Origin of the sequence: Boseongicola sp. (assembly GCA_014075275.1) — a bacterium.
Classification (GTDB): Bacteria; Pseudomonadota; Alphaproteobacteria; order Rhodobacterales; family Rhodobacteraceae.
In genome coordinates this window covers 523,170-543,242 of record CP046179.1, presented here as the reverse complement: position 1 = coordinate 543,242, position 20,073 = coordinate 523,170, and the positions used below count along the sequence as shown (strand labels likewise).

General features: G+C 54.7%; 18 protein-coding genes. 6 read left to right on the top strand and 12 right to left on the bottom strand.

The genetic code is table 11. From position 1 onward, the window contains the following. The first annotated feature begins 84 nt into the window (after positions 1–84). Complete coding sequence (locus GKR98_02795) at positions 85–1,833, top strand: hypothetical protein (protein ID QMU57225.1); 1,749 nt, start codon at positions 85–87, stop codon at positions 1,831–1,833. Positions 1,834–1,844: 11 nt separating this feature from the next. Here the strand turns inward: GKR98_02795 and GKR98_02790 are convergent, their stop codons facing one another. The 7 genes from GKR98_02790 to GKR98_02760 form a co-directional block, all read right to left on the bottom strand. Beyond that, entirely contained in the window at positions 1,845–2,768 is a 924-nt protein-coding gene (locus tag GKR98_02790; GenBank protein QMU57224.1) for a LysR family transcriptional regulator, read from the bottom strand. 384 nt (positions 2,769–3,152) lie between these two features. Further along, positions 3,153–4,337: an aminotransferase class I/II-fold pyridoxal phosphate-dependent enzyme gene (locus GKR98_02785; protein ID QMU57223.1), complete on the bottom strand. Its 1,185-nt coding sequence runs from the start codon at positions 4,335–4,337 to the stop codon at positions 3,153–3,155. Between the two features lie 10 nt (positions 4,338–4,347). Next, entirely contained in the window at positions 4,348–4,914 is a 567-nt protein-coding gene (locus GKR98_02780) for a GNAT family N-acetyltransferase (GenBank protein ID QMU57222.1), read from the bottom strand. Beyond that, positions 4,911–5,759 carry a 3-mercaptopyruvate sulfurtransferase gene (sseA, locus tag GKR98_02775; GenBank protein ID QMU57221.1) on the bottom strand — a complete coding sequence of 283 codons (849 nt, stop codon included), beginning with the start codon at positions 5,757–5,759 and terminating at the stop codon, positions 4,911–4,913. Before sseA ends, GKR98_02780 begins: the two co-directional genes overlap by 4 nt. Before the next feature lie 94 nt (positions 5,760–5,853). Further along, on the bottom strand, positions 5,854–7,128 hold the full coding sequence (locus GKR98_02770; GenBank protein QMU57220.1) for a bifunctional folylpolyglutamate synthase/dihydrofolate synthase: 1,275 nt from the start codon (positions 7,126–7,128) through the stop codon (positions 5,854–5,856). Between the two features lie 93 nt (positions 7,129–7,221). Further along, a complete protein-coding gene (locus tag GKR98_02765; protein QMU57219.1) occupies positions 7,222–8,169 on the bottom strand; it encodes an acetyl-CoA carboxylase carboxyltransferase subunit beta in 948 nt (315 codons plus the stop codon). Positions 8,170–8,237: 68 nt separating this feature from the next. Next, entirely contained in the window at positions 8,238–9,128 is an 891-nt protein-coding gene (locus GKR98_02760) for a CPBP family intramembrane metalloprotease (GenBank protein ID QMU57218.1), read from the bottom strand. A gap of 610 nt (positions 9,129–9,738) precedes the next feature. On the opposite strand from GKR98_02760, the gene ilvD reads away from it, so the two are divergent. From ilvD to GKR98_02740, 4 genes are all read left to right on the top strand, one after another. After that, positions 9,739–11,466 (top strand): dihydroxy-acid dehydratase, encoded by a 1,728-nt coding sequence (gene ilvD / locus GKR98_02755; GenBank protein QMU57217.1) that lies wholly within the window; start codon positions 9,739–9,741, stop codon positions 11,464–11,466. Then, entirely contained in the window at positions 11,453–12,055 is a 603-nt protein-coding gene (locus tag GKR98_02750; protein ID QMU57216.1) for a hypothetical protein, read from the top strand. The genes ilvD and GKR98_02750 overlap by 14 nt, the downstream gene beginning before the upstream one ends. Before the next feature lie 114 nt (positions 12,056–12,169). Continuing rightward, positions 12,170–12,922, top strand: a complete 753-nt coding sequence (locus tag GKR98_02745; protein QMU57215.1) for a hypothetical protein — start codon at positions 12,170–12,172, stop codon at positions 12,920–12,922. A 7-nt stretch (positions 12,923–12,929) separates the two neighbouring features. Beyond that, a complete protein-coding gene (locus GKR98_02740) occupies positions 12,930–13,310 on the top strand; it encodes a hypothetical protein (protein ID QMU57214.1) in 381 nt (126 codons plus the stop codon). 89 nt (positions 13,311–13,399) lie between these two features. Here GKR98_02740 and betC read toward each other — a convergent pair whose 3' ends face one another. The 4 genes from betC to GKR98_02720 form a co-directional block, all read right to left on the bottom strand. Beyond that, complete coding sequence (betC, locus tag GKR98_02735) at positions 13,400–14,908, bottom strand: choline-sulfatase (protein QMU57213.1); 1,509 nt, start codon at positions 14,906–14,908, stop codon at positions 13,400–13,402. Between the two features lie 63 nt (positions 14,909–14,971). After that, positions 14,972–15,556, bottom strand: a complete 585-nt coding sequence (locus GKR98_02730) for a hypothetical protein (GenBank protein QMU57212.1) — start codon at positions 15,554–15,556, stop codon at positions 14,972–14,974. An 81-nt stretch (positions 15,557–15,637) separates the two neighbouring features. Then, positions 15,638–16,489, bottom strand: coding sequence for an EamA family transporter (locus GKR98_02725; GenBank protein QMU59944.1), 852 nt, complete (start codon positions 16,487–16,489; stop codon positions 15,638–15,640). Positions 16,490–16,626: 137 nt separating this feature from the next. After that, positions 16,627–17,367, bottom strand: coding sequence for a YebC/PmpR family DNA-binding transcriptional regulator (locus tag GKR98_02720; protein ID QMU57211.1), 741 nt, complete (start codon positions 17,365–17,367; stop codon positions 16,627–16,629). 302 nt (positions 17,368–17,669) lie between these two features. Here GKR98_02720 and GKR98_02715 point away from each other — a divergent pair, with 302 nt between their 5' ends. Continuing rightward, the gene (locus tag GKR98_02715; protein QMU57210.1) at positions 17,670–18,212 is read left to right on the top strand and encodes a hypothetical protein; all 543 of its coding nucleotides are present in this window, start codon (positions 17,670–17,672) and stop codon (positions 18,210–18,212) included. 67 nt (positions 18,213–18,279) lie between these two features. Here GKR98_02715 and GKR98_02710 read toward each other — a convergent pair whose 3' ends face one another. Further along, entirely contained in the window at positions 18,280–20,067 is a 1,788-nt protein-coding gene (locus tag GKR98_02710; protein QMU57209.1) for an SLC13 family permease, read from the bottom strand. Positions 20,068–20,073: the final 6 nt, after the last annotated feature.

The following is a 20,073-nucleotide window of genomic DNA, read 5'->3' as shown; positions in this document are numbered from 1 at the left end:
TCAATTTCTCACCAACGTTCCTATTTCTGTCTTTTGCCTTGGTAAACAAAGAGTTGCTGAAACAGGGGAGAAAGCGACCCAATCATGACTGGTTCGAACAAAATTCTTACGGTGTCCTATGGCACTTTCAGCTGCACGCTGGAAGGATTTGACGATCCGTTTGGCACCATGCGCGGGATCGCCGAGTATTTCCGCGACCTGGCAGCCGACGACCGTTACTTTGGCGCCGAGCCACCGACACCCGATGTGGAGATGTTGCAGAACATCGCTCAAAAGGCAGTCCAGCGCCGCGTTGAGGCTCGGATTGGAGATGCTGGCGTGTCGCTTCAACAAGTTGAAGACGCAGCCGAGGCAGAGCCCGCTCAAGACGAAATCAAAGAATCGCCGTCCGCTTCCATGGCCACTGCCGAGGAACCAGCCGTCGTTCCATCGCCAAAGCCCCGCAATACGTCACGCAATCCGGTCAAATTGGATTCTGGGCCACTGACATTCGACGACGATTTTCTGATGGCGGACGAGCCCGAAGATGTGCTGACCATCGATGCAGCTGCTGAACCTGTTGCCAGCGACGCCCCGGTTGAAAGCGTTGCCGAAAAATTGCGCCGCATACGAGCGGTCGTCTCGCGCAGCATTGAACCAGAGGAACAAGACCCGTCTTTTAGTGACGCGCCAGCATCGGGCAACGCCGCCGATGCAGATATGGGCGCGCCAAATCCACGTAGCCGGGCGCTCAGCGAAACCATAGCTGCAATCACGGCAGATCTTGCCGACGATGAAGATGCCCAGAATCAATCAGGTCCGATCTCCGAAGCAGACTCGTCTGCCGAAATTGACGACAGCGACGACAGCGAAGATCTTGAGGACCCTGACTCGAGCACAGCGCCTAACGACAATGCTACACTTGACAATGTCCTCAACATTGTCGCCGGAGAATCTGGCGAGAACACCGATGATCACCAGGAAGATGTGGCTGCGTTTTTTGAGAGCAGCGACCCGGAACAAGATGACTTTGGCGCCGAAGATCAGCCTGAAGAAGACTTACCAACCGAATTACACAGTGACGTGGATACATCACGCCTGGACGCTGCGAATGAAGAGCCGGAAGACCTGGCAGATCCCGAAGAAGGCCTGCCAACACGTGCGCGCCGCGTCACAAGTCAACTTCAACCTATTGCAGAAGAAGGAGAGGATGTTGGTCGTCTACTTCAGGAAACCGACAATCAACTCAAAAATGACGAAGGTATTCGACGTCGCCGCCTGATTTCACAAATGCGCGCCGCTGTAGCTGCCAAGAAAGCCGAGCGTATCTTTGCTGATGAACTGTCGCCGGAAGACCAGGACAAGCAGGATCAGCAATCTTATCGCGCTGACCTGAACAAAGCTATTTCGCGGCAACCCGTTCAATCTCAGTCCGCACCAAAAACCAAGCGCCCTCCACCCTTGGTCTTAATCTCATCGCAGCGTGTCGACTCCAAACCTGCGAACGACGATGAAATACATCCAAAACGTGTCGAAAAACCCGAAGTTGATGCAGCCAAGGCAGCCAACTTTAAGGATTTTGCGTCGAAGATGGGTGCTGTCGAACTGCCTGACTTATTAGAAGCCGCTGCTGCATACACGGCCTTTGTCGAGGGTCAGCCGCATTTCTCGCGCCCGGAAATTATGAAACGTGTTGCTCGCGTCGATCCGGCGCTTCAGGTCAGCCGAGAAGCGGGTTTGCGCTCGTTCGGTCAACTTTTACGCCAGGGCAAAATTCAAAAACTTCAGCGCGGGCAATTCACCATCGACGAGAATACGCGCTTCAATCCTGCACAGCGCATCGCCGGCGAGTGATCGCGCACGACCTAAGTCAGCTCTGAAAACTCTTGCGACATTTCCTGAACGGATGTCGCGATAAGATTGCGAATCCACATCGAGATAGGCGATCTGTCCGCGCCTGCCGTCCAGTACATTTTGATTTCTGTCTTTGCCAAAACCGGACAAGGACGCACCGCAATCGACTGTGGAAACTGACGCGCAATCCAAGATGGAACGGTCGAAATCATGTCACTGCCCTGCAAAAGGTGCGGAATGTCCGCAGGATCGCCAGTAGTGAACGCAACCTTCACATCCAAGCCCTGCTCTTTCAATTTCTTAAGATAAAGCGGTTGCCATGAGGGCCCATAGTTAACGACTAAGTGCCGCGCATTTGCGTATTCTTTCAGGCCAAATTCTTGTGTTGCAAGATCATTCTGACCGTTGATGGCGCAAGCATACTGGTCCGTCAGTAGGTTCTGGCGATACACTCCGCTGTCGTCGATCTCGATCGGCGTCAGGGCAATATCGATCCGTCCTTTCAACAATTCATCTCGCGCCGAAGCAAAACCAGACACCAATTTAATATGCAAATCAGGCGCAGCACCCGCAATTTTTCTCGCAACCCTAGGCATTATTGCTGCTCGGCTCAGAAACGTTGCCATAATGGTAAAACTGCCTGTCATGGCGGACGGATCAAAACTCTGCGGTTCCGCAACTCTTTCTGCTTCAGTCCAGATGTGATCGATATCTGCCATCATCGCACTGCACCGCGACGTCGGCACAATAGCCGAGCCCTGACGGACGAATAGCCTGTCGTCGAAGGCACGTCTTAGCCGCTCAATCGTGTAACTGATCGTCGACTGATTGACGCCTAGTTCTTGAGCTGCCGCCGAAAACGAGTTCAAACGGTAAACCGTGCGAAGTGTTCTTAGTGCCGCAAAATCAAGATTGAGAAAATCAGCGCCCAACATTCTCAAACCTCGCAATCTTCGTTATCGATTAATTCGATAAAATATATCTACTCTATCGTATTTATCAATAAGACTATGCGTCATACAATTTAGCGAAAGAAAACTTCAACAGGGACGACACCCATGGACACAGCAACCGAACCAGCCAGATCAAACTTGCTGAAGCTCCTGGATTGGGCAAAGTGGAGGTACCTGCTCGATAACCATTGCAGTCATAGCAATAATTCAACACGCGACCGCAATAATCAATTTCTATCAGACAAATCCAAACTGGAAGCTGCCGCCAAGACCGGTTTCTTTATCGACACTCAGGGCACCAAAATTCCGATCCCCGGACCGGTCAGATCTGCCCTAAAGTGCCAAGTGCATGGTCTTTGACTCCGGTCAGACTCCGGTTGCGACTATTGCATCAGCCAAGACAGGCACGGTTGCCTCGTTTAGCCCGGCGATGTTCATACGGCTGTCGCCAATCATATAAATCCCGAATTTCTCACGCATTTCAACAACCTGCTCTGCCGAAGCTCCAAGACGCGAGAACATCCCACGGTGGTCGGCAATAAAATCGAAACGGTCTGAGTTTGTGCGCTGACGCAGCGTTTCTGCCAAATGCGTGCGCAGTTTCAACATGCCTTCGCGCACGTCTTCCAACTCGGCCTGCCAATCGGCACGCAGTGCGGGATCATCCAGAATGGTCTGCACAACACGAGCACCGTGGTCCGGAGGAAAGGAATAGTTCTGCCGATTGAGGAACGCCAAAGTGGCTTGCGAGGACATCTTCGAAGACGCATCCGGCGCAATTGCCATCAACAGCCCGGTACGTTCGCGGTAAACACCAAAATTCTTGGAACAACTGGCCGCGATTATGACCTCCGGCAATCTCGACACGACCAGACGCATACCATAGGCGTCCCGTTCCAAGCCGTCGCCAAATCCCTGATAGGCAATATCGATGAACGGAACAGCACCGGTTTGTTCAAGCAACGCGACAACCGCCTGCCACTGAACAGGGGTCAGGTTTGCGCCGGTCGGGTTGTGACAACACCCATGCAGCAGCACCAAATCACCGGATTTCACCGACTTCAGGTCTTCCATCATGCCGTCGAAATCAACGCCACGGCTGTCGTTATCAAAATACCGATACTCACGCATCGGAACGCCCAGATATTTGACAATGGATGGATGGTTTGGCCAGGTGGGGTTGGACAGCCAGATCGAGGATGCCTTGTCGGCGTATTGCATCAACTCAAGCCCCTGTCGCACCGCACCCGTGCCGCCCGGCGTAGCCACAGCAGCAATACGGTCGCGATCAACGCTGTCGCCAAGGATTAGGTCTTGCATCGCCGACGCAAACGCCGGGTCGCCGGCAAGTCCGGTGTAGGCTTTAGTTTCCTGCGTTTCGACCAATCGACGCTCAGCAGCCTTTACGGCCCGCATGACAGGCGTCACGCCTTCGGCGTTCTTGTAAACGCCAACTCCCAGATCGACCTTGTTTTCACGCGGGTCCTCGCGAAACATTTGCATCAAAGCAAGGATTTTGTCAGCGGGTTGCGGCTTAAGGTTGGTCAGCATCGAAGTGTCCTTAGGATGGAATGCGCGACAGATCGCGGTCGCGTGTCAGCATACGGCTTTTTTCTTCACGACGCACGGGCGTAAAACCCACCTTTTGATACATCGCCAATGCACGCGGATGATCCAGTGTGCACGTATTCAAAGTCATCTTCTGAGTGCCCTCGCGATCCCAGGCGGTCAGCACGGCGGTTCGCAACAGCCAACTTCCCAGCCCACGGCCAATTGCCTCGGGAACCATGCCAAAATAGGCCAGATCGCTCACTCCGTCGCTTTTGTCTTCCAGCATGAAGAACCCGTGCGGCCAACCATTGCCGGTCAATGTCCACAAATTCATCGCACCTTGGTGAAGCCATTCCTGTAGCTGTTTATGCTCCCAGTTGTGAATGTCTTCCCACGCCAAATCACGCCCCACTGCATCATAAAGAGAAAGAAAATACCAAACCGGCGGATCATCAGCTTTCAACAGGGACACCTGAGCGCCTGCGGGCAAATGCGGCCAATCCCAATCAGGGCGTTCGTCCATCTCAAGATAAGTGATTGTATAGGAAATTTCGGTGCCCGCCGTCTGTAGTGTCATCCGGTTTCTACCTTCAGATCGTCATACATACCCCATTCCGACCAAGACCCATCATAAAGCGAGTGCTGCCGATGCCCCATTCGCTCCAGAGCCAAACTCAAAATTGCCGCCGTCACACCTGACCCGCAGGACGTAATTGCGGGCTTGCTCAGATCAACGCCAGCCGCCTGGAATACAACGCGGGTTTCTTCGGGCGTCTTCAATGTGCCGTCGGGTTTTAGCAAATCCTTGAAAAATACATTCTTCGAACCCGGTATCCGGCCCGACCGCAAACCCGGACGAGGCTCGGGGGCTTCACCGCGGAACCGTCCTGGGGCACGGGCATCAATGATCTCGTGGTCACCCAATTTCGATGCCGAAGCCACCTGCGTAACATCGCGCACCAAATGGTTCTGCTTGGCGACAGTGATGTGACGATCCCGCATGACGGGTGGCATGTCTTGGGTTTCTCGACCCTCAGCCACCCATTTGGGGAAACCACCATCCAATACCGCGATATCGGTCTTTCCAAACAACCGAAACAACCACCAAACGCGCGCGGCAGAAAACAAACCATCGCCGTCATAGACAACGACCTGATGTCCATCACCAACGCCCATCGCCCGCATCCGGCTGATGAATTTCTCCGGCGGAGGCACCATATGAGGCATCTCGGACCGCAGATCGCAAATTTCATCGATATCGAAAAACCGCGCTCCCGGAATGTGCGCAGCCTCATAGTCAACCTTGGGATCCCGCTCGTCGCCAGGCAGGTACCAGGAGGCGTCAAAAATACGCAAATCCGGATCTTTCAGATGGCTTGCCAGCCAATCTGTCGAGACAAGGGTTTTCGGATCATCGGTCATAGGGACCCCCAGCGTTGCTCGAAATATCTGCTACGCTCACAACCCAGCGATAGCAAGTTGTCAGGGGGTTATTTCTTTATGCGACGCTCGGCGACTAGCCGTTTTCCCGCAGCACCGCTCCTGCCAGATAAAGCGATCCACAGATCAAAACCCGGGCCGACGGGTCGGCCTTTATGATCTCATCCAACGCTTCTTCAACTGAACCGGCAATTTTTGCGTCTATACCCACGCTTGCCGCCGCCTCTGCTGTTTCCTCAGGCGGCAACGTCGCGCTTTCACCGGGAATGGCCACCGCATGAAGTGATTGCGCCTGAGACGCCAATGGCTCCAGATATCCCGACACATCTTTCGTTGAAAGCATCCCGCAGATCATATGCGTCGTTCGCTTAGGCATTCCGGCCAGTGTTTCCGCCAAAGCGTGGCCTGCTGCCGGATTGTGTCCACCGTCCAGCCAAAGCTCAGCTTCGGGTGCGCTCTCTATCAATGGGCCGTGGCGCAATCGCTGCATGCGCGCAGGCCAGAACGCCTTTGTCACCGCCCCTTCGCAGGCGTCTTCGCCGAACCCCAAATGCCTCAATGCTGCAACTGCCATGCCGGCATTCGCTAATTGATGCGGTCCACGTAAGTTCGGCAAGGGCAGGTCGACGAGACCGCCTTCGTCTTGAAAAACCATCCGACCGCGCTCTTCCCAAACGTGCCACTGTTGGCCATGAGCGATCAGTGGCGCGTCAAATTTCCGGGCTTCGGCCTCGATTACATCCATGGCCTCTTCATGCTGCGGTCCGACAACAACGGGCACACCGCGCTTGATGATACCGGCCTTTTGGTAAGTGATCTCTGGGATCGTTTCGCCAAGAAACTGCTGATGGTCCAAATCGACTTTGGTTATGATCGTCAGCTCGGGCTTATCAAGAACATTCGTGGCATCGTGTCGTCCCCCAAGACCGACCTCAAGCAATGTCCAGTCTGCCTCTTCTCTTGCAAACGCCAGAAACGCAGCAACGGTGGTGATCTCGAAATAAGTAATCGAACCACCACCATTGGAGTGATAAACTTCGTCCAGATGATCCGACAGCCGCCCTTCGCTTATGATCTCTCCGGCCACGCGAATGCGCTCATGAAACCGTGCCAGATGCGGCGAAGTGTAAGCGTGCACTTTATTGCCGGACGCTTCCAAGCCTGCACGGATCATGGCTTGGGTTGATCCCTTCCCGTTCGTCCCAGCAACATGGATAACGGGCGGAACGTTTAAATGCGGATCGCCAACAGCCGAAAGACACCGCCACATGCGATCCAGTGTCAGATCAATGATCTTTGGGTGTAGCGCCATCATTCGTTCAAGGATGGCGTCAGACCGTTGGTGCGTCATTAACCAGAGTTCCTAAAGAAAACCTGCCAGCGTCATCAAAGCGAAATGGCAAAACGTCAAGGCAAATTGGCGAAGCAAACTCGCCGAAAACCGTCAGGCGTCCGACTTTTCCGGGTTTTCTGCCACGGCTTCCGCCGCTTCGTCCGATTTCGCGACCGCTTCGGGTGATGGCAAATCGGCCAAAACAGCCGGCGTTTGCCCCGTCAACATGCGAATGATTGTCACAAGCTCATGCTTGATTTCGTTGCGGGGCGTCACGCGGTCCAGCATTCCGTGATCCAGCAGATACTCAGCCCGCTGGAACCCATCAGGCAGTTTTTCACGGATTGTCTGTTCAATCACCCGGGGACCGGCAAAGCAGATCAGCGCATTCGGCTCAGAGATATGGACATCTCCCAGCATCGCATAAGACGCAGTAACGCCACCGGTGGTGGGATGCGTTAGAACAACGACATAGGGCAGACCTGCGTCGCGCACCATTTCAACGGCAACGGTTGTACGCGGCATTTGCATCAGGCTTAGAATGCCCTCTTGCATCCTTGCGCCGCCGGCCGCGGAAAACAGCACCAATGGACGCTTCAGTTCAACGGCACGCTCCGCCGCGGCAATAATTGCGTTGCCGACATACATGCCCATGGATCCACCCATGAAGCTAAAGTCCTGACCGGCAGCAATAATCGGTGTTCGCCCGATCTCGCCTTCCGCAACCAACATGGCTTCTTTTTCGCCGCGCGTGCGCTGGGCAGTCCTTAGACGGTCCGGATACTTCTTCTGATCACGAAAATGCAACGGGTCGGCAACTGGTTCCGGCACATCGACTTCAACGAAGATTCCATTATCAAACAGCGCATGAAACCGATCCCGCGGTGTGATTGCCATATGATGATCGCAGTTGGTGCAAACGTTCAGATTTTCAGCCAACTCGCGATGAAATAGCATGGTCCCGCACTCGGGACACTTGGTCCACAAGTTCTCGGGAACTTCTCGACGCGAGAAGAGCGAGTTGATTTTTGGTCGAACGTAGTTGGAAATCCAGTTCATGCGCCTGCCCGTCGCCGTAAAACGTTAACCCCAGATAATTGCCGCGCGCGTCGAATGCAATCACAGGTTCACACCTGAATGACCCGCCGGATCATCCACCAGACTAAAATTGTCGCCAATAGTTGAATGAATACCGTGGGAACCAGAAGCGTCATGTCGTCCAATGCAGCCTCGCTACGCCAAAGCCCAAGGCCACTGGGCCCGGCGGCGGGCGCAATGATCAGCAAGCCACTGACGTTATTTATCATGTGAAATCCCCAGGCGGGACCGATACTTCCGGTTCTTGCGGTTAGATCAGAAGCCAGAAAACCAAATATCGTCGCATAGCCGATCACGATCCACCTTTCAGAGGCCGAAGCTCCTGGATTGTAATGCACCAAACCAAACGCCAGTGCGGACAATCCCATCCAAACAATGGGCTTTTGCGATATCGCTGCCAACTGCGATTGAAGATACCCGCGAAAAAGCAACTCTTCTGACCCGGTCTGAATGAGAAGTGCCAACAACGCCGCCGGAAGCCAAACGAACCACCCCGAAAAGGTCATGTTGCGCTCAATATCGGCCATAAAGCTGATCGCGAAACCGACCAAAACCAATGTCACGAGGCCACTGACACCGACCGCAACAAAGAAATGACGAAGGACAACAGCGGGTGCTCCTGCCAAAGAACGAAGATCGCGCCCGTGCCACATCCGGGCCGAAACGTGCGCGCCATACCCCAACCCCGCGACGAGAAGTAGAATGGTGATTGCAGATTGCGGTGTTTCGCCTCCTGCCTGCAACATCCAGAAAAAAGCCTGTTGAAAAGGCAAATCTTTCTGGATCGCGGCCAATGCCACGATGAATGAAACCCAAATCGCCAGAACAATGAATGTCGTTACAATGCCAGCAATCAGTCGCCAGGGTGCAGGTTTGGCCGAGGCATCAATGATCATCGGCTGAAAGCGAAGATAACTCATCCAGACAACCTATGCAGACATCGCCCAAGGTCAATCGCGGTGACGCTCACTCCGGTCGTAAGAATTCTTTAACCATGATGTCCGTAAACATGCGAAAGGAGAACGGACCCATGCACATGTGCGCGACTCTTGCCTTCATTCTATGTTTCGCCGCTGGCCCCTCGTTGGCCGAGCATGGCAACCCGTTCTCCACGAACAAATATATTGGCGGATCGCTAACCGTCGACAAATTGATGCAACAGCCGGATCATGTTCGCCCCAGATGCGCATTGACTGGCGACTGTGGCGAACCCCTACAGCGAAAGCCTACATGCGTCGAAAACGGAAAATGCTATCACGCCCTCGCAGCGCCTGGACAACACAGTTTATTCCCTGATCCACCATCTCAACTTCCGCCAACCAGCCCACCGGGAATACCCTCGGTTCCGCTGCCCGCCACCGCAATTTTGTTGCTTGGTAGCCTGTTTCTGGCTCTGATTTTCTCAAGCCGACCACGTTCCCGCTGACGCTCAGTCCGCACAAAATCCCCTCTGCTGACCTGGTCACCCTTGCCGCCGCGCGCTCGCTCGCCTATCCCTTCGTCCGTTGCGACCGACAAAGGCAGAAACCCATGACCAAAATAGATAAATCAAGGCTCCCAAGCCGCCATGTCACCGAAGGTCCGGCCCGCGCGCCGCACCGCTCGTATTTTTACGCCATGGGCATCAACGAAGAAGAAATTGCGCAGCCTTGGGTTGGCGTTGCAACTTGCTGGAACGAGGCTGCGCCTTGCAACATAGCTCTGAACCGTCAGGCACAAGCCGTAAAAATGGGCGTCAAAGCGGCCAAAGGCACCCCTCGTGAATTCACAACAATCACTGTAACCGACGGCATTGCAATGGGACACGAGGGCATGCGCTCATCGCTTGCCAGCCGCGATGCAATCGCTGATACCGTTGAATTGACTATGCGCGGCCACTGCTACGATGCGCTGGTTGGGCTCGCTGGTTGCGACAAATCTCTCCCCGGCATGATGATGGCAATGTTGCGCCTGAACGTGCCTTCGGTCTTCATTTACGGTGGATCGATATTGCCAGGTCGCCTCGATGGGAAAGACGTCACCGTTCAGGATGTCTTCGAGGCTGTTGGCCAACACCAGGCTGGAAACTATTCAGACGAGCAACTCGCCGTTCTCGAACGCGTCGCCTGCCCCTCGGCTGGTGCCTGCGGCGGCCAGTTTACTGCCAATACGATGGCGTGTGTGTCCGAAGCAATCGGCCTTGCTTTGCCAAATTCATCCGGCGCACCGGCCCCATACGAATCCCGCGATCAATATGGCGAAGCCTCTGGCGCCGCTGTCATGAACCTGATCGAGAAAAACATCCGCGCCCGCGATGTGGTTACTCTGAAATCCCTGGAAAACGCCGCGCGTGTCGTGGCTTGCACAGGTGGTTCAACCAACGCCGGCCTGCACCTTCCCGCCATCGCTCACGAAGCAGGGATCGAATTCAACCTTGACGACGTCTGCGAGATTTTCCGTGATACTCCCTATTTCGTAAACCTGAAACCGGGTGGCGATTATGTTGCAAAAGACCTCTACGAAGCTGGCGGCGTTCCGGTGGTGATGAAAGAGCTGCGCAAAGCTGGCCTGTTCCACGAAGACTGCATTACGGCCACTGGCAATTCTATGGGCGAAGAACTCGACAAAATCGACCGCAACGCGGATGGCCGCGTCATCTACCCAATTGAGACACCAATCACCGAAACTGGCGGAGTCGTTGGTTTGAAAGGCAATTTGGCCACCGAAGGCGCAATCGTAAAAGTGGCGGGTATCGCTGCAGACGACCAGCGTTTCGTTGGACCTGCACGGGTTTTTGAATGCGAAGAAGACGCTTTCGAAGCAGTGAAAGCGCGCGCCTACGAAGAAGGCGAAGTCATCGTTATCCGCAACGAAGGACCGGCAGGCGGCCCAGGCATGCGCGAAATGCTCGCGACCACGGCTGCGCTTTCTGGTCAGGGCATGGGTAAAAAAGTCGCCCTGATCACCGACGGGCGCTTTTCTGGGGCGACCCGCGGCTTTTGTGTCGGCCACGTTGGCCCGGAATCGGCCCATGGCGGCCCGATTGCTTTGCTGAAAAACGGCGATGTGATCACTATCGATGCCGTCAAAGGTGAGCTTTCGGTCGCCCTTAGCGATGATGAATTAGCGTCCCGCAAAGCTGCCTGGCCGGGCGCACGTGAAACTATCTACGCTTCCGGAGCGCTCTGGAAGTATTCGCAACTGGTTGGCTCGGCTCGCGAAGGCGCCTGCACCCACCCCGGCGCCAAGCGCGAACGCCACATTTATGCAGACCTTTAAGGCCTGCCTGATCGCGGCAGGGCTTGTCCTTGCCGCTTGCACACCTGGGTCAAACCCCACATCCAGCGCCCCAACTGCGATAAAAATATCTGGCGGTTTAGTTATTGCTGGCGCCAAAGGTTGGTGCATTGACGGCCAAACTTCCCGCACAACCGGCCCGGCGGCCGTCGTCGTTTTGGGAAGCTGCGCCTCACTCAGCGGCAACGCATTTCTCCCAAGAGCACCGGTTCCGGGCATCGTTACCGTCTCCGTCGACAGTCGAATAACTGGCGGCTTACTACCAGGGACGCTCAAAACACTTCTCTTAACAGATGCTGGTCGCGCCGCGCTGGCTCGGGACGGTCAAAGCCAAAGCGTCAAGATTCTTGAAACACAAACCCTTGACGACGCTCTCTACGTGCATCTGACGGACTCCAGTAAACTGCCGAAAAACACGGCAACGGATTATTGGCGCGCACTCTTTGACATTGGCGGCCGCCTGGTCAGCGTCTCACTGTCTGGCACCGCCCAAAATGCCATCGCCCGCGACAAGGGTCTTTTGGTGCTTCAGGGACAGATTGCGCGGCTGCGCGCAGCGAACCGCGGATGACGCTCGCTGTTCAAGGTCAATTCTGCAATTGCACAGGCCAAACCCATTGCCATACCCGACCCGCCACGGCTAATCTCGCAGTAATCTGCTGACACTGCTGTCGAACCGGAACCCATGCTCACGCAACTGAATGACCGACGAGCCCTCCGCCGCTGGAAACGGTTGGCGCAATCCGTCGACACGATAGATGTCGCCGAATTGAAGTCCTTGCGCACACGCGCACGCTCCCTTGGGCGCCGTGTCAATCGGGTTTTGCAGGTGGCGGATGCTCGGCTTCAGTTGCCAGTTGCAGGGAATGCCGCCATTCGCCGCCCACTCCATTCAGACTGGGCGTGGCGTCCTGACATATGGTCACTTCCGGTCAGCCCTCCTGGGCTGGCCGCGGTCACATCCAAAACAAATATCGGTGGCGAAGCGAAGGTGTTCCATGACTGCCAACTGAATGAACTCACCGTCCGTCAGATCCGAAACACCCGTGTCGAAGATATTGCGCCTTATGGCCTGCGCATGGACGTGTTCCGCTTTGATGGTTCGTTCCTCAGTCTGGTTCTGGATCTGCCGCAGGCCGCCGTCGAAAACCTGTCGCGCCGCCATATCATCCGCCTGGACATACGTGCGGAAACCGAAAGCTCACTGGAAATATTTGGCCGACTGAACATCCGTCACGGACCAAATGTCGAGCAAATCGTGCGGGAATTTGACCTCAAGTCCGAAGAAAAGACCGTCGAGTTCGACATTGCTGCCTCGCGCCTGAACGAAAAGCGGGTGGACCGTGCTTGGGTCGATCTGATTTTCGAAGGTCCCAATATGAACCAGATCACTCTCAGCGACGTCACGCTCACACGCCGCCCGCGGGCCGAGGTGTAATCTGGATATGAGCGACGTCACTCTCACTCGCATGCGTCTAGCCGAGGGCATCTGGGAAGGGCTTCTGGCCACTCGTCGCGACGCCCCCCCAAACTTGCGGCTACGTCATCAAGACCAATTAGTCGGCGCGCCGGAAACCCTGGATGCTGATCCAGACCCCAACGGCGCGCGGCGCTGGCTTGTCCGATTCCAGATCCCGATCGAACGGCTGTCAGACGGGGTGCAAACATTTATCATCGAAGATGCCGAAACCGGTGACGCCCTGGCTCATGAAACTGTCATCGCCGGCGAAATTCTAGATGAAGACATCCGCGCTGAAGTTGTCCTTCTGCGTGCTGAACTAGATATGCTGAAACGCGCCTTTCGCCGACACTGCGCCGAAACCTGACACTCAGTTCTTCTTCTGTCCAAAAATACTTCAGGGGGTCCGGGGGACAGTGTCCCCCGGTTTTTCGCCTTCAAAGAAGGCGAATCCTTCTACTCGCCGCGCGGATATCGCTGGCGCTCCTCCAGATCATTCAAGTCCATATGGTTGCGCATGAACCGTTCCGAGGCTTTCTGAAGCGGCTGGAAATCCCAAGGGTAATACCCGCCCTCGCGCAGGGCGTCATACACAACCAACCGACGCGCCTGGCTGGCCCGGATATCCGCATCTATCGCTTCCAGGTTCCAATAATCATCGGCCATCTTGCGCAACTCGGTCAAAGCATCGCCATGAGCTTCATCATCAACCAGGTTCACAAGCTCATTCGGATCCGCGTCCAGATCGAACAACAGTTCGGGATCAACGGCACATCTGATGTATTTGTATCGGCCCCACCGCAGCGCCGCCATCGGGGCAATCGTCGCTTCGGCGGCATATTCGATCCGCACTGGTTCGGTTCGATCCGATCCTGCAGCGATTGGCAAAAGAGTTTCGCCGTCCGTCCAATCCGCTAGGGACGACACATCAAGGCCGGCAATGTCGGCCAGCGTCGGCCCCAAATCCAATGTTGATACCGGCGTATCGATCCGGCCTGTCTCCAACCCCGGCGCGGCGATCATTAATGGCACCCGCGATGATCCCTCGAACATGCTCATCTTGAACCATAAGCCACGCTCGCCCAACATATCGCCGTGATCCGAAACAAAGACCACTATCGCCTCTTGGCGCGTGTCCTCCAGAACCTTCATCAATTCGCCGACCTTGTCGTCCAGATACGACAGGTTAGAGAAATAGCCGCGGCGGGCGCTTTCCACATTCTCATCGGTAATGTCAAAGGACCGCCAGTCGTTGGCATCAAAGATCCGCTGCGAATGAGGATCGTGATCTTCATATGCCATTGCTGGCACTTCGGGTTGAAGGTGCTCACAATCCTCATAAAGGTCCCAATACTTCCGCCGGGCAACATATGGGTCATGCGGATGGGTGAAGCTCACCGTCAAACACCAGGGGCGCTCGTCTTTGCCACGAGCCAAATCATACAGCTTTTGACACCCAAGGTGCGCAACCTCGTCGTCATATTCCATTTGATTGCTGATCTCAGCCACACCTGCGCCCGTAACGGACCCCATATTGTGATACCACCAGTCAATTCGCTCGCCAGGTTTGCGATAGTCCGGAGTCCAGCCAAAGTCGGCCGGATATATATCAGTGGTCAAACGCTCTTCAAACCCGTGCAACTGATCGGGACCCACAAAATGCATCTTACCCGATAAACAGGTCGCATACCCGGTCCGTCGAAGATGATGCGCAAAAGTCGGAATATCTGATCGAAACTCGGCGGCATTGTCGTAAACACCGGTGCGCGATGCCAACATTGATGACATGAACCCGGCGCGCCCCGGAGCACAAAGCGGTGAAGCGGTATAGGTGTTCGTGAATCGCGCCGAACGGTCTGCCAGCTTCTTTAGATTTGGTGTGTGTAGCCACTCTGCGGGACCATCCGGGAAAAAAGTTCCCGCCAGCTGGTCCACCATGATGATAAGGATATTCGAACGTTTCATTGCGCATGCTCCGTTGGTGGCCACAGATCAACCGATTGCGGAACACGCGTCAACTCATATTCGTCACCCCAATCTACGCACTTTTGGAAGGGCCGGCGTCTCCGGGACATCAACGTCTTCAATGTCTTCCGCCACTTCCTGTTCGGGACTTAAAACAAAGTAATTCCCACGAAAATAAATCGAGTTCGGCTCGGACCGAGCGATAACCTCTTCTGTCCATTCCGCCGAAAACAACAACGAAAATACCCGCGGCGCGGAATGAACGAAATTATGCATCATACAGATCATCGCAATGATGCCGAAAGTCTGTGCCGCTTTGAATTCCTTGCCTTCAAATCGTAATAGGCCGAACAGAAGAAAAGAACACAAACCAGCCACCACACCATCAATGACCATCGTGATATCGGCATCAAAGCCTTCCAATCCACCATCCATCAGATGAGCTCGCGCGAACCGGGCTATGAAAACAGCCGCCATGCCCAACACCGCAGCCCCAATTAGCCCGCTAGGATACCTTACATTCTGTTTCCAGTCCGGAAGAACATCCACCTGAGGTCGGGCCGCCTCGATCGGCGCCCTGCGCTCAGCGACACGGTTCAACCGGTCCTGAAAACTCCCATCACTTTGCGGATTTTGCGGTCCACTCATACCTACATTCCCTTTAAGCCACCGTCGCCAAACTTGCGGGCGAAAGCGGCGAAATAAGGGCAAACCGCGGGTAATTTCAGTTTAGATGCCACCTGCGTGGTTATGAGCTGCTCGTTTCAAATAGGCCTCTCGTACTGTGATAAACACAACTGATGACAAGATGACGATACCACCCAATACGACCCAACCATCAATCACCTCGCCAAAAGCCCAATACCCAAGAAGTGTCGCCCAGATCAGCTGCAGGAAAGTTACCGGTTGCGTCACCATCACAGGGGCAGCAGCAAATGCCAGGGTCATGCTGTAATGTGCGCCCGTGGCCACCAGGGCAACCAGTGCCATCCACCCGATCTCGGCCCACGTCGGTGTCTGCCAAACGGCAATCGCGAATGGGAGCAGACCGATTGTAACAGTGATCGTCATCATCCCGATGACCACTGGCGCCGACACCTCGTCTGCCAAACGCTTTGCCGACAAATAGCTGATTGCAAAGAATATCGCAGTCCCGATCATCGCGAAATGCCCTGAACTCAACTCACGAAATCCCGGACGCAAAATGATTAAAGCACCGACAAATGCCAGAGCAATGGCTGCAATGCGCCGAAACGCCAAACGTTCACCCAGGAACAAGGCCGCTCCAAGCGTAATGTATATTGGTGCCATATAGTTCATCGCCGTAACTTCAGCGACGGTGATACGGGTCATGGCATAGAACCAAAGAATTACACCCAATGTGTGCCCGGCTCCGCGAATACTGAACATAGTCAGCTGCTGTCGCGTCAAATTCGATGCCAAAATGGGACGGATAAGCGGCGCCAGAAAAACCAACCCAATCACATACCTCAAAAATGCTGACTGCGCCGCTGGAAGATCCTGAGCGCCATGTTTCACAATTGCGGTAACAGCTACAAACCCCAAACCGGTTACGAACATCCAGAAGACCCCAAGCAGTGGTCTTTGTCCGGCAGTCGAAGAAGGGCCTGTTTCCATACCGCCCTTATGATCCTGCACTTCCGGCGTCACAAGCCGCGAACGACACGACCCAAACCAGACAACTTGTCAGAACCAGATCAGAGCTGTTCCATAACCTCATCGGAAATGTCGAAGTTAGCGGTGACACGCTGAATGTCGTCGTCATCCTCCAGAACCTCGATCAGACGCATCAACTTTTGAGCACCTTCCAGATCCAGCTCTGTCGTCGTGGAAGGCTTCCAGATCAGCTTAGTCGATTCGGCCTCGCCAAGTTCCGTCTCAAGCGACGTTGAGACTTCGTTCAGATCGGTATCAGCCGTATAGATGGTGTGCTCATCTTCCGAGCTTTCGACATCCTCGGCACCTGCTTCAATCGCTGCCATCATGATCGTGTCTTCGTCACCCGCTTCGGGCAAATAGATGATCTCGCCCTTGCGTTCGAACATAAAGCTCACCGATCCGGTTTCGCCCAGATTTCCGCCGTGTTTACCGAATGTCGAACGAACGGTAGACGCCGTGCGGTTACGATTGTCCGTCATCGCTTCGACGATAACTGCAACACCGTTCGGCCCATAGCCCTCATAGCGGATCTCTTCGAATTCATCGCCCTCGCCAGCTTGCGACTTGGAAATTGCGCGATCAATAACGTCCTTCGGAACCGAGTTCGACTTCGCTTCCTTTACAGCCAGCCGCAAACGAGGATTTTTCTCCGGATCCGGATCGCCCATTTTGGCTGCAACAGTGATCTCTTTGGACAGTTTCGAAAATAGCTTAGAGCGCGCAGCATCCTGCCGCCCCTTACGATGTTGAATGTTTGCCCATTTTGAATGGCCCGCCATGCACGAAACTCCCGATGTCCCAGATCCGGGCCGTTCTAGTCGGCCCTGTCTTGGACCTCAAGCGGAACAGCGCATTAACTTTCAACTTCGATTTTCCACGCATTTATCACGATTTTGCCTAAATATGCACAAACCTGAATGTCAGTGTCACATTCGACGAGTTAGTTAGTATCCAGACAAGAGTAACCAGTATGAAACCGATCAATCTCCTTATTCCTGCAATTGTTGCCTTTGGCCTTAGCGCACCTGCGTCCATGGCTGCCAAACTGTCATCTGCCGAAGGTGTGACATGTTCAACCGTCTTGATTGTGACCTTCTGTTCGCCGAACAGGCAAGTCGAAGAAGTCGATAATATTCAACAACTTGCAAACGCCCGCCACGATCGCGCTGATCGCCGCGCTGACCGTGCCGGCAAGTCAGCAACCGACGCAACTGAAGACAGCGCGGCTGCATCTGCAAAAGCGGAAAAGACGGCTGAGAAAGCCGCGAATAAGGCAACGAAGGCTGAAAAAGCTGAAAAGAACGCCGATAAGGCAGTGAAAAAAGCAGCTAATAAAGCCCAAAAGGCCGACAACACCGCAAGTAAGCTGACGAAAGAAAAGGCCAAACTCCAAGCCGCCAAGAAAAAGGCCAAAACCGCCAAGAACGACAAGCAAAAAGCCAAGGCAGAAGCAAAAGTCGAAAAAGCTAAAGCCAAAGTTGCCAAGGCCAAGGACGCCAAAAAGACCGCTGCTCAAAAGGCAAAAGATGCCAAAAAGGCCGCCAACACGGCTAAGCAAAAAGCCAATAAGGCCACCAAAGCCGCAGATAAGGCCCAAAAGAAAGCCGATAAGGCCGCAAAATAACGAACCGATCAGCTAAACCTTACCCGAGCGGCATCTCCCGATGTTCGCTCGGTTGCTGCTCAGGGCTCTAGTATAACGGCCAGATCATTGGAATCATCAGCGACGCCAGCAACCCAATAGATAAATTCAGCGGCACACCGACCTTAAGGAAGTCAGTGAATTTATACCCACCCGGACCATAGACCAGCATATTAGTTTGATACCCGATAGGCGTGGAAAACGCAGCCGATGCGGCAACCATCACCGCCACAACAAGCGGCCTAGGGTCGATGCCCAGCGCTGTCGCTAATCCGATGGCAATTGGCGTGATAACCACCGCCACCGCATTGTTGGTTACCAGCTCCGTCAAAACAGATGTCAACAAGTAGATCGCCCAAACAATGGCCCACGGCGGCAGTGCCCCCAGATAAGGCGCAAACCCGTCGACAATCAGGGCAACAGCACCCGTCGCCTCTAAAGCGGCCCCAATCCCGAGCATCGCGAAAATCAATGCCAGCAACCGTCCGTCGATCATGTCAAACGCTTCTTCTGCGTCGATGCACCCGGTCAACAACACAACAGCTACCGACAAGATCGCCAGGAAAAAGATCGGCGCAACTCCAAATGCGGCAAGCAGGACGATGCCCAACAAAGCTGCAACCGCAATCGGTGCTTTGCCACGCCGATATGCACGCGCGGTCGGATGACTGACATCCACAAGATTCATATCTACGGCCAGACGTTGAATGTCGCTCGGATCACCCTCCAACAGCAGCGTGTCACCTACCCGCACGACCAGATCATCCAACTGACGCCCGATGTTCTGCGACCGGCGATGCACTGCCAAAGGATACACGCCATAGCGCCGGCGCAGTCTCAATGCCCCTAATGACCATCCAATCATCCGACACCCGGGCGTTATCAGCACTTCGACCGTTGTGGTCTCAACTGACGACAACTTATCGACGGTGTGCAGTTCTTTGGCCTGTTGCAGTCCCAGCGCTTCGGCCATTGGTGTGCGTAAGACCACCCGGTCACCGGCCTCCAGCGCCACATCCTCCAAATTGCGCCGCAACGAAGCGTCGCCGCGCAGCACATCAATCAATCGCACGCCATCACGCTTGAACAATCCGACTTCGCGCACCGCACGCCCGATCAACTCGCTGTTTTCCGGAACAGCAACTTCGGTAAAGAATTTCATTTTGCTCGACCTATCCGACAACACGGTCGCCATCGAGGAACGGTCAGGTAACAATCTCGGCCCAAATATGCGCAGATACAGCATCCCCCAGGCTACCAGAACGATTGCCAAAGGCGTCACTTCGAAGATGGTAAAAGGCTCCAGTCCATGTGTTCGCGCCACGCCGTCGACCAACAAATTTGTTGAAGTGCCCAACAGTGTAAGTGTGCCGCCCAGAATAGCTCCGTAGCTGAGTGGGATCAGCAGTTTCGACGCCGACAATCCCAGTTTTGACGCCAGTTGCACAAAGACCGGTATCATCACGACAACAACCGGCGTATTGGACACAATCGCCGACGAAAAAACGACGAACCCCATCATCGCCGCCAAGGCGGCTGCGGGTCGAATACCGGCTTGCTTTTCCACTTTCGCAGTGAACCAGCTCAAGGCACCTGTGCGCACCAATGCGCCCATAACGATGAACATCGCTGCAATCGTCCACGGGGCCGGATTCGACAAAACCGTCAGCCCGGTTTCATAGGGCAAAAGGCCTGTCGCCAACAGCAGCGCCACCCCGCCGATGGCCACAACCTCCGTCGGCCACCGCTCCCACAGGAACATGGCAAACATGATGCCAACTACGGCCAGCGATAATATCGCCTGAACCTCGGGCGAAAATCCGAAAACATCCGTCATCTCGTG